General features: G+C 72.5%; 8 protein-coding genes. 5 read left to right on the forward strand and 3 right to left on the reverse strand.

Going from position 1 to position 14,660, the window contains the following annotated elements; genetic code table 11:
• Positions 1-31: 31 nt before the first annotated feature.
• Genes ACI1MP_RS35590 through ACI1MP_RS35600 form a run of 3 tightly spaced genes read right to left on the reverse strand, consistent with a single transcriptional unit; the run spans position 32 to position 5,300 of the window.
• A complete protein-coding gene (locus ACI1MP_RS35590; RefSeq protein WP_380343174.1) occupies positions 32-1,990 on the reverse strand; it encodes a TOMM precursor leader peptide-binding protein in 1,959 nt (652 codons plus the stop codon).
• On the reverse strand, positions 1,983-4,196 hold the full coding sequence (locus ACI1MP_RS35595) for a TOMM precursor leader peptide-binding protein (RefSeq protein WP_380343171.1): 2,214 nt from the start codon (positions 4,194-4,196) through the stop codon (positions 1,983-1,985). Before ACI1MP_RS35595 ends, ACI1MP_RS35590 begins: the two co-directional genes overlap by 8 nt.
• A 60-nt stretch (positions 4,197-4,256) precedes the next feature.
• Positions 4,257-5,300: a BTAD domain-containing putative transcriptional regulator gene (locus ACI1MP_RS35600; protein WP_404870540.1), complete on the reverse strand. Its 1,044-nt coding sequence runs from the start codon at positions 5,298-5,300 to the stop codon at positions 4,257-4,259.
• 1,252 nt (positions 5,301-6,552) lie between these two features.
• On the opposite strand from ACI1MP_RS35600, the gene ACI1MP_RS35605 reads away from it, so the two are divergent.
• The 5 genes from ACI1MP_RS35605 to ACI1MP_RS35625 all read left to right on the forward strand — a co-directional run bounded on the left by ACI1MP_RS35605 (position 6,553) and on the right by ACI1MP_RS35625 (position 14,635).
• Positions 6,553-7,602: a PxKF domain-containing protein gene (locus ACI1MP_RS35605; RefSeq protein WP_380343165.1), complete on the forward strand. Its 1,050-nt coding sequence runs from the start codon at positions 6,553-6,555 to the stop codon at positions 7,600-7,602.
• A gap of 168 nt (positions 7,603-7,770) precedes the next feature.
• Positions 7,771-8,943 (forward strand): alpha/beta hydrolase family protein, encoded by a 1,173-nt coding sequence (locus ACI1MP_RS35610; RefSeq protein WP_380343163.1) that lies wholly within the window; start codon positions 7,771-7,773, stop codon positions 8,941-8,943.
• A 228-nt stretch (positions 8,944-9,171) separates the two neighbouring features.
• The gene (locus tag ACI1MP_RS35615; RefSeq protein WP_404870541.1) at positions 9,172-10,668 is read left to right on the forward strand and encodes a Dyp-type peroxidase; all 1,497 of its coding nucleotides are present in this window, start codon (positions 9,172-9,174) and stop codon (positions 10,666-10,668) included.
• 26 nt (positions 10,669-10,694) lie between these two features.
• Entirely contained in the window at positions 10,695-12,788 is a 2,094-nt protein-coding gene (locus ACI1MP_RS35620) for a flavin monoamine oxidase family protein (protein WP_404870542.1), read from the forward strand.
• Positions 12,785-14,635 carry an alpha-keto acid decarboxylase family protein gene (locus ACI1MP_RS35625; protein WP_380343156.1) on the forward strand — a complete coding sequence of 617 codons (1,851 nt, stop codon included), beginning with the start codon at positions 12,785-12,787 and terminating at the stop codon, positions 14,633-14,635. The genes ACI1MP_RS35620 and ACI1MP_RS35625 overlap by 4 nt, the downstream gene beginning before the upstream one ends.
• Positions 14,636-14,660: the final 25 nt, after the last annotated feature.

Here is a 14,660-nt window from a genome sequence, read left to right on the forward strand (position 1 = left end):
CCCGCTGTCGGGGGAGCGGGCCGGGCGGGGCTCAGGGGAAGGGGTGCGGTGCGGGGTTGAGCTGGTCGGCCCGCAGGTCGTGCGGGCGCAGTCCGGCTTCGCGGGGCGCGGTCCGCAGCCGGGGCATGGTCAGGGCGCGCTGGCGCTGCCAGCCGAAGTCGATCGGCAGCAGCCCCGGCACCAGCACGGAGGCGGTGTGCAGGCCGGACGCGCGCTGCTCGGGCATGGTCTGGTCGACCACCACCACGTCGAACCCGGCCGCGGCAACCGCGTCGACGCACCGCCGCAGGTCCGTGCGGAGGTCCTCGGACGGGGCGATCGAGCCGTCCGCGAGCCTGCCGACGGGCGCCGGCCCGGGCCCGTCCTGACGCTTCAGCAGGAAGTCGGCGTACTGCGCCATTTCGGGCAGCCCGTACACCAACGGGTGGTCGTGCAGCACCCGCACCCGGTCGAAGTCCTCGGCCATCGCCCGCAGTCGGCGCTCCTCACGGGCCGTGCGGCTGCGCAGGTTGACGGCGTCGGTGGCGATCTCGCACAGGCCGGCCCAGAGCGCGGCCTCCGGGTCGAGGCTCGCGCCCGCGCCGAAGCAGAGCCGGCCGGGGCCGCCGTCGAGGCGTTCGGCGACGGCGGTCACCACCGGGACGGGGAAGGTGATCCGGGTGTCGAAGAACCGGGCGCGGTAGCCGTACATCTCCAGCCGATCGACCATCGCCCTGGTCTGCGGGCGGCTGCTGCTGCGACCGTCGAGTTCGGGCAGCGCCAGCTGTCCGTACCAGGCGATCAGGAAGGCGTCCCGTTCGACGGCCTCCATCAGGCCGTAGTAGATCGCCTCCTCCAGGCTGCCGCCGGACGCGCAGCCGTTGGAACTCTCCTGGACGAAGCGGTGGGTGAGCCCGCCGGGCGCGTGGTAGTACGCCAGGATCTCCGGGACCAGCAGCGGCCGTTCGTCCCGCAGCGACCAGCCCCACACCCACGGGATCGGGGTGCTCGGCGAGAACGGGCGGACGCCGGTGACCCGGTGGAACTCCTCGGTGTACAGGCCGCAGACCCGGGGGTCGAGCGCCTGCTCGCCGAGCTCGTCCAGGGCGGCGACCACGGTGGTGCGCTTGCCGCGCGCCCGCATCCCGGCGAACCGCTCCAGCCCTTCCAGCAGGCCGACCTCGGTGCTGGCCCGGTAGCCGGCCGTGTGGCCGCCCCAGAAGCACTCCCGCAGGTAGTCGCCGGAGCGCATGGTGAAGCAGCCCACCGTGGACGAGGTGGAGGCGGACACCAGGTCCGGCACCACCGACGGCCCGAGCATGCCCGCCACCGGGTTGACGAACGCGGGCAGGGACAGCCCGTACTCCTCCACCGGCCGCAGCCGGAAGTCGTCCACCGCCCTCTTGGGACGGCTCGCCAGTTCGATCCGGGCCGCCTCCGCGCTGTCCTCGACGCGGTGCTCGCAGCGCGGGCACTCGGCGTCCGTGAGCAACGGGAAACCGCTTACCCGCAGCGTCTCCAGGTCCAGCAGGTGCACCACCGGCAGCCCGTCGCGCACCCGCGGACCGCCCTCGGCGCGGGCCGCCAGCAGCGCGGCCAGCGCGTCGGTCAGGAACGGCACCGCGAACGGCGGACGACCCGCCGCCCGGGTGCCGGACCCGAGCTCCAGCGCGTCGCGCAGTTGCCCGGAGCGCACCGCCTGCCAGCGCCGCGCCAGGCAGCGCTGGCACGGCGAGGCCTTCCCGCCCACGACCGGCGGGCTGTCCGGCCCGACGGTGGCGTGGTGCCCGTAGAGGTGCACCGGCACCGGCCATCCATCGCCCCGCTCCGGCTCCTCACCCACCGTCAGCTCGTCCCGCACGCCGAGCAGCGACAGCTCCGCCGGCCCGACCCCACGGTCCGTCAACTCGGCTGCCAGCGCCGCGAGGAACTCGTCCCAGGGGCCGGCGTACGCCACCCCCACGGGAGCCGCGGCGGTGCCGGGCGGACGGTCCAGGACGTCCTCAGACATCCGAAGTCCCGTCCGTGAGCAGCACCTTGACCACCTCGATCCGCCCGGCCCGCAGGTCGGCCGGGCCGCACGGGGCGAGCAGGACGTCACGGCCGGCGGCGCGCAGCCGCTCCAGCGTCTGCGGCCACTCCAGGAACCCGCCGAGCTCCGTCTCGGCCGCTCCGGCGGACGTCAGCACGGCCGGGTCCAGTTCGCCGATCAGCGGGTCGCCGGCGTCGCTGCCGCCCTGCGCCCCGGCGGCCGGGTCGCGGTCCAGCTGCACCGCGGTGAGCAGGTCGCGGACGGCCTCCAATACGGCGTCGCGCAGGCCGAGGCCGCTGCCGAGCGTCCAGCGGTACCGGCCGGCGGCCTCGTCCGCGGCCCGGGCCAGCACCACCGGCAGCGGCCCGTCGGCGCCGCCGAGGCGCAGCAGTTCCAGCGCCAGGCCGTGGTTCTGCGCCGAGCGGCCCAGGAAGGTGAGCTGTGCATCCTGCCCGAGGATCTCCAACGGCAGCTCCCGCACGTCCAGTCGACCGCGCAGGGCGCGGCGCAGCGCGTCGTAGCCGAGGGCGGTGCGCAGGCCGCGCGCGGTGGCTTCGGCGATCGTGCCGCCGGCGCCGGTGCCGGCGGAGGTGGCTTCGAAGGCGCGGTCGCGGTTGTGCGGGCCGAAGGTGCGCAGCGCCGCGACGGGGACGAGGGTCCGCTCGCCGCTCTGCAGCGAGGCGGCGGGGCTCCAGCCGTGGACGGTGCCGGCCGGGACGCCGCTGGCGGTGCTCAGCAACTCCGGTCGCACGCGCGGGAGTTCGGTGCCGTCGGCGGCCGTCACGGGTGGCACGGCGTGCTCGACGTAGACCTCCGCGGCCCGGTACAGGGCGCGCAACCGGGCTCCCGCGACGTGGTGGACGTCGCCGGCGGAGACGGTGCGCTGCACGCCGGGGGCGAGGTTCAGGGTGACGGTGCCGGCCTTCAGCGGGGTCTGCCGCCAGTTGTCGTCGGCGTACCGGGCGAACACGCCGGCGTGCGGGCCCACCAGGACGGCGCGGGCGTCGAGTTCGGCGAGCGCTGCCTCGGACGCGCCGTCCTCGGTGGAGAAGTCCTCCTCGCGTCCGGCCCCGGCGAGGTCGAGGCCGTCGAGGTCGGGGCCCACCAGGTCGGTGCCGTCGTGGGTGGTGCAGCGGGCGCAGCGCGGGTGCGGGTGCAGCGGCTCGGCGACCACGTCGAGGGAGTCGAGGTCCTGGAGCAGCAGGCGGCCGTCGGTCTCGGCGGGCAGGGCGCCGGTGGTGATCCGGAAGACCTCGTAGCCGAGCAGGTTGCCGAGCATCGCGGCGAGCGGGCCGTGCGGGCGGCGGCTGCCGGTGCTCAGCGGGGCGAGCGGGGCGAGGCCGCTCCACAGTTCGGCGGCGTCGCCGGCCGGGGCGCCGGTGCCGAGGCGCAGTGCGGCGCACATCCAGCAGCCGGTGCGGTCGGCGGACATCAGCGGGCCGATGACGGCGCTGCCGCCGATGGTCCACGCGGGCAGCAGCAGGCGGCCGTCGGGGAGGCCGGCCTCCAGCAGGCGGACGACCTGCCGGGCGCCGTCCGGTCCGGTCACCAGTACCACGTCGTAGCCGTCGAGTTCGGCCCATCCACGGTCGGTTCCGCCGGGGGCGAGGGTGGCGACGGTGGCGGGGCAGCCGGCCTTGGCGAGGGCGGCGGTCTCGGTCTCGATCTCGGCGAAGCCGGCGAGTTCGGTCAGCTCGGGGAGCACGCCGACGGTCGCGCAGCCGTTGCGGACCAGGCTGAGGACGGCCCAGCGGGCGAGTTCGTCGGTGCCGAGGACGGCGACCCGGGTCTCCCGGAAACGGTGGAAGCGCTCCTCGGCGTCGCCCACGTAGTGGTCGACGTACTCGATCTGCGGGCCGAACCGGGTGACGGCCTCGGGGGTGAGCGGCGAGGGGCCGTCGGGGGCGGGGCCGGCGTCGCGGGCGAAGCCGCGGGTGTAGAGGGTGCGCACCAGCTCGGCGAACATGGTGCGGTGGTGCTCGCCGAAGCCCTGGCTGATCTCGGCGACGGTGTGACGGCCGTTCAGGTGCGGCACGATCAGCGAGGCGAAGCGGTAGGCGTCCTTGGCGGTGACGCCGAACCCGCCGTGGGCGTTGTGGAACAGCACCCCCTCGGGGGTCTGGGTGTACAGCACGTCGCGCCGGATCCGTGGACGGCTGTCGGCGATCTCCTCGAACGGGGGCATGTCCCTCACACCTCAGTGGTACGCGAACGGAGCGGCTCGGGGCCGCACGGACGGAAGCGGTCAGGCGCAGGATGCGGGCGGCGCCGGGTCCTGCTCCCCCGGGGCGCGGGCCCAACTGCCCGCCGCGGCACGGGTGAAGGCCCGCAGCAGCTCGTGCACGTGGTAGTGGCCGCCGGGGCCTTCGGCCAGCAGCCCGGCCTGCACCAGACCGGCCAGGACGACGTCCCCGGTGGTGGAGTCGGCCGTCCCGTCCGGCGCGCCGGCCGGTTCGGCATCGGGCCGGACGGCGACGGCGGCTGCCCGGCGGGTCAGCTCCCGGACGGCCGGCGCGGCGTCGGGCGTCAGCGGTTCGCCGCGCAGCACGGCGAGTTCGAGGCGCCGCAGGGCGGGGCCCGGTTCGACGCCGAGTTCGTCGCTCAGGTGGTCGCGGACCCGCCGGTACTCGGCGAGTGCGTCGGCGCGTCGGCCGGTGCGGTGCAGGGCCTCGATCAGCTGCTCCCAGAACCGCTCGTGGGCGGGGTGCGACCGGGCCAACGACCATAATTCGGCGAGTACTTCGCGACATCGCCCGAGGGCGAGCTCGATGTCGTAGGCCCGCTCGACGGTCCGCAGCCACTCCTCGGAGAGCCGCGGCACCTCCTCGCGGTGCAGCACGTCGGAGTGCACGTTGCCCAGCACCGGCGGCTGCCAGAGCGCCAACGCGGCGCGCAGCAGGGCGAGTTCGGCCGCCGGTTCGGCGGCCCTGTCGGCTCGGGCGAGCAGGTCGCGGAACTCCAGCAGGTCGAGGGTGCGGGTGTCGACGGTCATCCGGTAGCCGCCCGGCAGCGCCTCGATGGTGCTGCCGGAGATGCCGTACTTGGCGAACAGCCGCCGCAGCCGCAGCACGCACGAGTGCAGGGCCGCCTTGGCGGTCGCCGGGATCTCCTCGCCCCAGATCGCCCGCTGCAGCGACTCCACCGGCACGACCGCGTTCGGCCTGGTCAGCAGCGCCGCCAACAACGAGGCGGGCTTGGAGGGTTGGAGGACCGCCGTCTCCCGGCGGTCAGCGATCGCCAGCAGGCCGAGGACGGTGAATCTGGCGCCGCCGCCGACTTCCGCTGCCATGCTCACCCCGCTCCCCTTCCGACGCTCTCGATCCGACGATCCCGACCGCCGCAGGGCATGCCGAAGACACCCCTACCGACGAACGATCGACATCGCGCCACACCGCCCCCGGGCAGCATGGTCCGTACCTGTCCTGCGCATTCGCCCGAGCCGCTACCGCCCAGTACGACAAGGCCAGACCGTATGAGCTGACGTTGAGTCACGTCAATGGTCGCGAACGGCATTTCAGCGAATTTCCGCAAACACTTGCATGACGCCCGGGAGGCCGACTCCGACCGCACGCACATCGGCAAAGGCCAAGGCCACAGCGCTTCGCGGCCCACCAGTGCGCATACTGACCGTTTGCCCGGACGTCACCTTTCCCCCCACCGCACCGGCCATCGGCACGCCTGCCCGAAGGGTGGCAAGCGTAAGCAATGCGGAAGCAGTGGAAGCATCAACTCCAACGAAAATTAATGACACTCACAGCAATGGCCGGCCCCCACCGCGGCGGCGCGGCACTCGTCCGATTCGGCATCCGGCATCGTCCTTCCGCACAGGGGGCAACGGGCACGACCACCGGCCGCCACGACCCCGCGCACGGCCGAGCCGCCCGCCTGATCGATCCACGCCCACCGGTGACCATCCATGATTGCGCACCGTCAACAACTGCGCCAGACTGGTGCGCCCTCGATCGAGTCCACCGCCGCTCGGCCGCGCGCCCGACACCCTCCCCGGAAGCGCGCACCCTGACGCGGCGTCAATTCCCGTAACTCACAGCTACGGTCAGCGCCATGACCGCCGCACTGCGTCGCACTGTGTCGCGCTGCCGCGGCGGCAGCCGTGCTGCTCGCCCTGCCACCGGCCGCCGCTCCGCGCCGCCGGCTCACCCGACAGTACGTCGCGCCGCTCTTCGACCTCCACCTGAAGGGCGTCCCCCGGCCAATCCTCGACGGCCCGACCCCCAGAACCCCGAGATCCCCTTCCGCCCCTGACCGGCACCGCCACCGCGAGACCGCCGCCCCTTCCCACCCGGCGACCGCCCACCCTCGCCGGGAACAACAACTCACCATCGTTCAAAGCAAGTTGAGCGAGGACGTGCCGCGATTGTGCGCCGGGTACATGACACGTCAGTGCCGTCGCGCGCCCTGGTGCGACGCGCCCCGGTCGGCCAGGCTTCTCGAGGGCTCCCCTGCATCCCAACCCCCACAGCCCCCACGGCGTCCGACGGGCAGATCCCCGGTCGGTGCGCCGAGCAGAGAGGTGGAGTCACATGGCAGTCCCCCACGGACGGGCCGGATCACCGGGCCGTCTTCGACGGCTGCGGCACCGTGCGGCGATCGTCCCGGCGGCCGGCGCGCTCGGCGCGCTCACCGTGCTCGTCCCGGTGATCGAGACCGCCACCAACGCCGTCACCGGCGCCATCCCCGTCGGGACCGGCCCCGGGAGCGTGTCGATCGCCCCGGACGGTGCGCACGCCTATGTGACGAACCAGTACGACAACACGGTCTCGGTGATCGACACGACGACCTCCACCGTCACCGGCACCGTCCCGGTCGGCGGCACCCCCGTCGGCGTGCTGGCCGACCCGGCCGGCGGCGTCGCGTACGTGGCCAACAGCCACGACGGCACCCTGTCGGTGATCGACACCGCCACCGACTCGGTCACCCGCACGGTCGCCACCGGGAGCAGCCCGTACAGCCTGGCCGTCGCCCCCGTCGCGCCCACGGTGACCGGGGTGCGCTCCGGCCACGGGCCCGATGCGGGCGGCAACACCGTCACGATCGTCGGCACCCACCTGGCCGGCGCCCGGGCCGTCCTGTTCGGCAGTACGCCGGCCACCGGGGTCACCGTCGTCAACGACGGCACCCTCAGGGCGACCGTTCCCGCGGGCGCCGGCGGCACCGTCGACGTCAGGGTGACCACCCCGGCCGGCACCAGCGCCGCCTCCGTCGCCGGCCGGTACACCTACGCGTACCCGTTCAGCGGCTTCCGGCCGCCGGTCGCCAACTCGCCCGCTGTGAACCGGATGCACGCCGGGCGGGCGGTCCCGATGAAGTTCGCCCTGGGCGGCGACTTCGGCCCGAACGTCATCGCCCGCGACTACCCGGTCGCGCAGCACGTCGACTGCACCACCGGCGCGCCGCTCGACCCGCCCGCGCCCACCACCACCGCCGGGGACGGCGCGCTGTCGTACGACCTGGCCGACGGCGGCTACCACTACGTCTGGAAGACCGACCGGGCCTACGCCGGCACCTGCCAGGTGTTCACCCTCGGCCTGAACGACGGCACCCTGCACACCGCCCTGTTCCAGTTCAGCTGACACGAAGACGCCCCGCCCCCGGGACGGAGAGCGCCCGGGGGCGGGCGTCGCTCGTGCCACCGGGTGGATCCCTAGGGAGCGCGGCCCGCACGCCGCCGCCTTCTCCGTGGGTTCCCCTACATCTCCGACCGGACGTGAACTTCCTTACAGCCACCTACCGTTCGAGGCATGATTCGACTTCGTCGCACTGCCGCGGCGGCACTGCTGCTCGCGCTGCCGCTGTCCGTCGCCGCCACCGCCGTGCCCGCGTGGGCCGCCCCGGCGCCGGCCGCCGCCACCGTCCGGGCGAGCGTCCAGCTCGAACTCCCGCGCCCGACCGGGCCGTTCGCGGTCGGCCGGGAGATCATCCACCTGGTCGACCAGAACCGGACCGACCCGTGGGTGCCATCCGCCGGGCCGCGTCAGCTGATGGTGTCGATGTACTACCCGGCCAGGCCGGGCACGGGCAGTCCGGCGCCCTACATGACGCCCGAGGCCGCGCGGCTCATGCTCGATCTGAAGCTGCCGGGCAACACCGTCCCGACCGAGGCGGTCTCGGGCGCCCGGACCTGGTCCAGGACCGACGCGGCCCCGCAGCACGGCCGCTTCCCGCTGGTCGTCCTGTCCCCCGGCTTCACCATGCCCCGCACCGAACTGACCGCCCTCGCCGAGGACTTGACCAGCCGCGGGTACGTCGTCGCGCTGGTCGACCACACCTACGAGAACGCCGGCACGACCTTCCCCGACGGGCACACCACCACCTGTGCCGCCTGCGACATCCCGCCCAGTGAGCAGCAGCGGGTGGCCCTGAACGAGAGCCGCGCGAAGGACGTCTCCTTCGTCCTCGACCGGCTCACCGACCGCCCGCATCCGGCCTGGCGCTACGCCCGCCTGATCGACCGCGACCGGATCGGCATGGCCGGGCACTCCCTGGGCGGCGCGGCGGCCGTCCCGACCATGCTGGCCGACCCGCGGGTGCGGGCCGGCGCGAACCTGGACGGCACCATGAACGTCCCCGTCCCCGCCGGCGGGCTCGGCGGCCGGCCGTTCCTGATGATCGGCCACCCGCTGGCCCCCGGCCAGGAGGACCCCACCTGGACGGAGACCTGGGCACACCTCGACGGCTGGAAGCGCTGGCTCACCGTCGCCGGCTCCAACCACGGCACGTTCACCGACAACCCGGTGTTCTTCGAGGCGCTCGGCATGCCCCAGCCGCCCGGCACCACCGTCGCAGCGGCCCGCGGCGTCCAGCTGACCCGCCAGTACGTCGCGGCGTTCTTCGACCTCCAGCTGAAGGGCGTTTCCCGGCCGATCCTCGACGGCCCGACCCCGCAGAACCCCGAGATCACCTTCCACCCGTAACCCGTGCTGCCACCGAGGCCGCCGGCTCCCCGCCGGCGGCCTCGCACGCGCTCGGGCCGCCCCTCGCCGCCTTTGGTTCGATGACACACCGTCAGTGCGCCGGACGGGTCCTGAAGGGCTTCGGAAGGCCGATGCCCGGTTGGCAGGCCGCTCGGCCGGAAAGCTACGTTGAGTGTCCGGCCGACCGCATCATGTGATCAGCGCTGCCTGCACCCGAGGAGCCCGAGCGTGACCACCACCTCCGCCCGCCCCAGCACCGTCCCCGCCATCGAGCAGCTGCCGCAGCCGATGCTGCGCACGAGCACCGACATCCAGGGCAACATCCTGGCGGCGTTCAACAAGGACTTCATGGACTTCCGGTACCTGCACTTCCCGGACGCCGCGAAGGGCCGTGGCTGGCTCTCCGCGATCCTCAACACCGTCGCGACGACCAGCGAGACCGAGGACTTCAACGAGCAGTTCTCGGTGGCCCGCCGGGCCTTCGGCCGCGACCCCGGCATCACCGTCGTCCGCTGCGGGGTCTCGCTCACCTTCGAGGGTCTGACGACCGTCGCCAAGAACCCCGCCCAGGTCCGGTCGGACCTGGAGAAGCCGTTCCCGTCGTTCGTCGCGGGCGCCGCCGCCCGGGCCGCCGACCTCGGGGACACCGGCGACAGCGACCCCAAGCAGTGGCTGTTCGGCGCCGGGACCGGCGACCAGGTGGTGCACGCGGTCCTGATCGTCGCCGCGGACACCGACGAACTGCTGCAGGAGAAGCTGAAGAACCTCGACGCGGTCGAGGCCGCCAACCAGGTCGTCCGCGTCCACGTGGACGAGGGCCGCACCCTGACGGGCGCGCTGAAGGGCCACGAGCACTTCGGCTACAAGGACGGCATCTCCCAGCCCGGCGTGAAGGACTTCCACCAGGAGAACCCGGACCAGCCCGGCTTCCGCGACGTCCACCCCGGCACCGAGCTGATCGAGGCCGGCGAGTTCGTCTTCGGCCACAAGAGCGAGGCGGGCGACCGGACGGCCCCGCAGTGGATGGCGAACGGCTCGCTCCAGGTGGTGCGCCGGCTGCGCCAGGACGTCGCGGGCTGGAACGCGGCCGTGGTGGAAGGCGCCACGAAGTTCACCGGGACGATGGACCCGACCCGCCTCGGCGGCTGCCTGGTCGGCCGGTTCAAGGACGGCACGCCGCTCGCCCCGCCGAACGGCACCGTGACCGGTGTCGGCAGCGACCGAAACGACTTCGACTACAGCAACGACCCGGCGGGCGAGCACACCCCGTGGGTCGCGCACATCCGCCGCACCCACCCGCGGGTCTTCGCCGGCATCGGCGACGGCCACCCGAAGAGCCACCGGCTGATGCGCCGGGGCATCCCGTACGGCGTGCAGTTCCCGGGCGGCGCGAACGACGACGGCGTGGACCGCGGGCTGATGTTCGTCTGTTACGGCACCTCGCTGGAGGAGCAGTTCGAGCTGGTCCAGCGGTTCTGGGCCAACAGCGACACGTTCCCGCCCGGGAAGCCGAACGGCCCCACGCCCGCCCCGAACGGCTTCGACAAGGTCATCGGCCTCGCCGGCGAGGCCTCGATCGGGCTCGCGGACGGCACCCACGGCACCGTCGACATGCCGCGTTTCGTCCGCACCACGGGCGCGCTCTACGCCTTCACCCCCTCGATCAGCACGCTGCGGCTGCTGGCCGGGGGCCAGGACCTCCCCAACACGCCCGTCGGCTCCTGACCGACCCGCCCGCCGAGGAGGCACCCATGAAGAGCCCGGACACCGACAGCGCCCGGCACGTCTCCCAGCAGCTGGCGCGCGAGCTGCTGCTGATCGGCCCGGACGACGAGGACCTGAAGCTGCGGTACCTCGACGTCCTGATCAAGGACGGCATCCCGCCGAACGGCGCCCGCAAGGACGTGCTGATCATCGGCGCGGGCATCGCGGGCCTGGTCGCCGGCAAGCTGCTCAAGGACGCCGGACACCACGTCACCATCCTGGAGGCCAACGCCAGCCGGGTGGGCGGCCGGATCAAGACCTTCCACGCCGACGACGGCGCGGGCGAGGGCGACGGCCCGTTCCACGACCCGAAGCAGTACGCGGAGGCCGGGGCGATGCGGCTGCCCAGCTTCCACCCGCTCACCCTCGCCCTGGTCGACAGCCTCGGCCTGAAGCGGCGGCTGTTCTTCAACGTCGACATCGACCCCGACACCGGCAACCAGAACGCGCCCGTCCCGCCGGTGGTCTACGAGTCCTTCGACGGCACGGTCTGGAAGTACGGCGCCGACAGCCCCGAGTTCCGCGAACCGGTCAAGCGCAACAACTCCTGGATCCGCACCAACCGGATCCAGACCCGCCGCAGGGAGTACGTCGACGACCCGACCGCCATCAACGAGGGCTTCCACCTCACCGGCGAGGAGGCGCGGATCACCACCTCCTCGATGATCAACCAGGCGCTGGACCCGGTCCGCGACTACTACTCGGACCTCAAGGACGGCCAGCGCGTGAACAAGCCGTTCGCCGAGTGGCTGGACGGCTGGGCCCGGGTGATCCGCGACTTCGACGGCTTCTCGATGGGCCGTTTCCTGCGCGAGTACGCGGGTTTCAGCGACGAGGCCGTCGAGGCGATCGGCACCATCGAGAACATGACCTCCCGGCTGCACCTGGCCTTCTTCCACTCCTTCCTGGGCCGCAGCGACATCAACCCGAACGCCACCTACTGGGAGATCGAGGGCGGCACCCGGATGCTGCCCGAGACCCTCGCCGAGCAGCTCCAGGACGAGCTCCGGATGGGCCGGCGGATGATCCGCATGGAGTACTGGGACCCGCGCCGGGACGGCCAGGGAGCCCGGGACGTCGGCCCGGTCGGGGCGCAGGTCGCCGTACACACCGTCCCCGAGGACCAGCCGGATGCCGAACCCACCGTCTGGAAGGGCGACTTGGCGATCGTCACCGTGCCGTTCTCCGCGCTGACCTTCGTCCAGGTGACGCCGCCGTTCTCCTACAAGAAGCGCCGGGCGATCATCGAGACCCACTACGACCAGGCCACCAAGGTGCTGCTGGAGTTCTCCCGCCGCTGGTGGGAGTTCACCGAGGCGGACTGGCAGGCCGAACTCGACTCCATCGCACCGGGCCTGTACGAGTACTACCAGCGGGCGGGCGAGGACGACGCCGAGGCGGCCGTGGCCGCCGCCCACAACGGCCACCGACCGCCGCGCAACCTTCCGGAGACGCTGCTCGGCGCCCACCGCAGCGTGGACGAACGCCGGATCAGCGAAGGCCAGTTGGAGGTCTACCGGCACACCCCGCTGCTGCGGGCGAGCGTCCGCCCCGCCACCGACTGCTTCGGCGGCGGCTCCACCACCGACAACCCGAACCGCTTCATGTACTACCCCTCCCACCCGGTGGCCGACGGCGACGGCGGCGGCGTGGTGCTCGCCAGCTACAGCTGGTCGGACGACGCGGCGCGCTGGGACTCCATGGAGGACGACGAGCGGTACGTGTACGCGCTGCGCAACCTCCAGTCGGTGCACGGCCGGCGGATCGAGGTGTTCTACACCGGCTACGGGAAGACCCAGAGCTGGCTGCGCGACCCGTACGCCTTCGGTGAGGCCGCGGTCTACACCCCGCACCAGATGACCAGCTTCCACCTCGACGCGGTCAAGTCGGAAGGCCCGGTGCACTTCGCCGGCGAGCACGTCTCGCTCAAGCACGCCTGGATCGAGGGCGCGGTGGAGACCGCCGTCCGGGCGGCCCTCGCCGTGCACGAGGCGGCCGCCCCGCCGGCCGCGACGAAACGACAGCTCCGACCCGAAGCACAGCTCCGCCAGGAGAACCAGCAGGAGGCACTGCACCGATGAGCAGCAACACCGAATGGACCGTGGGCCGCTACCTGGCCACCAGGCTCGAACAGCTGGGCATCCGCTACCTGTTCGGCGTGCCGGGCGACCTGCTCGGCCCGTTCCTGACGATCATGCAGGAAACCACCTCGGTGCGCTGGGTCGGCACCCCCACCGAGATGGGCGCCGGCTACGCCGCGGACGGCTACGCCCGGGTGCGGCTCGCCGACGCCGCCCCCGACCAGCCCGAACAGGGCGTCGCGGCCGTCGCGGTGACGTACGGGGTGGGCGCGTTCAGCCTGCTCAACACCATCGGCGGCGCATACGTCGAGGACGTGCCGCTGATCGCGATCAACGGCGCGCCGTCCTACGAGCAGTGGCTCAACTTCCAGGCGGTGGGCCTGCTCACCTCGCACATGAGCCCGCGCCGGGAGGCCAACCTGGAGGTCTACCGGCAGGTCACGGTGGACGCGCAGGTGCTCTCCAACCCCGGGCTGGCGCCCTCGCAGATCGACAGCGCCATCACCGCCTGCCTGACCGAGCGCAAGCCCGTCTACCTGGAGATCATGGACGACCTCTGGCACGCGCCCTGCGAGCCGCCGCAGGGTCAGCTGCGGGCGCACGAGCGGCCGTTCACCAAGCGCAACCAGGACATCCTGACGAAGGCCGTCGCGGCGGCGGTGGAGCTGATCACGAAGTTCAAGACGCCGATCGTCTGGGCCGGCGAGGAACTGATGCACCAGCGGCTGGAGGACGAGCTGCTGGAGTTCGTCGAGGCCACGAAGATGCAGTTCTGCACCACGGTCGGCGCGAAGTCCGTGGTCTCCGAGCGGCACCCGTTGTTCGCCGGCGTCTACAACGGCAAGGCGAGCCTCCCGGAGATCCGCGACACCTTCAAGAACGCGGGCTGCCGGATCGGCCTGGGAACGTGGTCCACCTCCAAGAACCTCAACGGCGAGCAGTCCATCGGCGACGACTGGATCGTGGCGGCCCGCGGCGGCGTAAGCGTCGGCGCCATGTACTTCCCCGATGTCCAACTCCGGTTCTTCGTGCCTGCGTTGAAGACCGCCCTGGCGGGGAGGACGTTCCCCGACGACCACTTCGCGCTGGCCCACAAGGCGGGCCTGGACGTCCCCGCCACCACCGCCGAGTTCCTGCGCTCGCTGAGCGCCAAGCACCACAAGAAGACCGAGCTGACCTACGACGGCTTCTTCGAACGCATGAATTACTTCCTGGAGAACGAGGCCACCGGCGGCGACCCCGAGGCCCCCTCCCCGTTCACCGTGGTCTCCGACGCGGGGTTCGCGCTGCTCGGCTCGATGAACCTGCGGATGAACGAGCGGGCCGGCTTCCTGGCCCAGAACAGCTGGCTGTCCATCGGTTACTCCGTCGGCGCGGCCACCGGCGTGGCCCTCGGCCGGCAGCAGCCGCTCAAGCGCCCGATGGTCTTCGTCGGCGACGGCTCGTTCCAGGAGATCTGCCAGGAACTGTCCACCCAGGTCCGGAACCACCTGCGGCCGGTGGTCTTCGTCCTCGACAACGAGGGCTTCTACGGCATCGAGCAGATGCTGGTCAGCCCCTGCTACTACCAGGGCAAGCCGTCCGACGGCGCCGACTTCTACAACGTGCTGCACCCGTGGCACTACGAGAAGCTGGCGCAGGTCTTCGGAAGCGAGAAGGACCAGATGCACGGCTTCAAGCTCAGCACCTACGCCGAACTCGACGCCCTCCTCACCGACCTCGCCGACCCCACCAACCAGCTCAACCACGCCCCGATCCTGGCCCGCGTCCGCCTCAGCCGACACGACTACCCGAGGGCCCTCCAGTACAAGATCGACGACAACTGCCCGCCTCCGCCGTCCTCGTAGCCTCCCGCAACAACGCAACCGGCCC

This window comes from Kitasatospora griseola, from assembly GCF_044999035.1.
GTDB lineage: Bacteria > Actinomycetota > Actinomycetes > Streptomycetales > Streptomycetaceae > Kitasatospora > Kitasatospora griseola.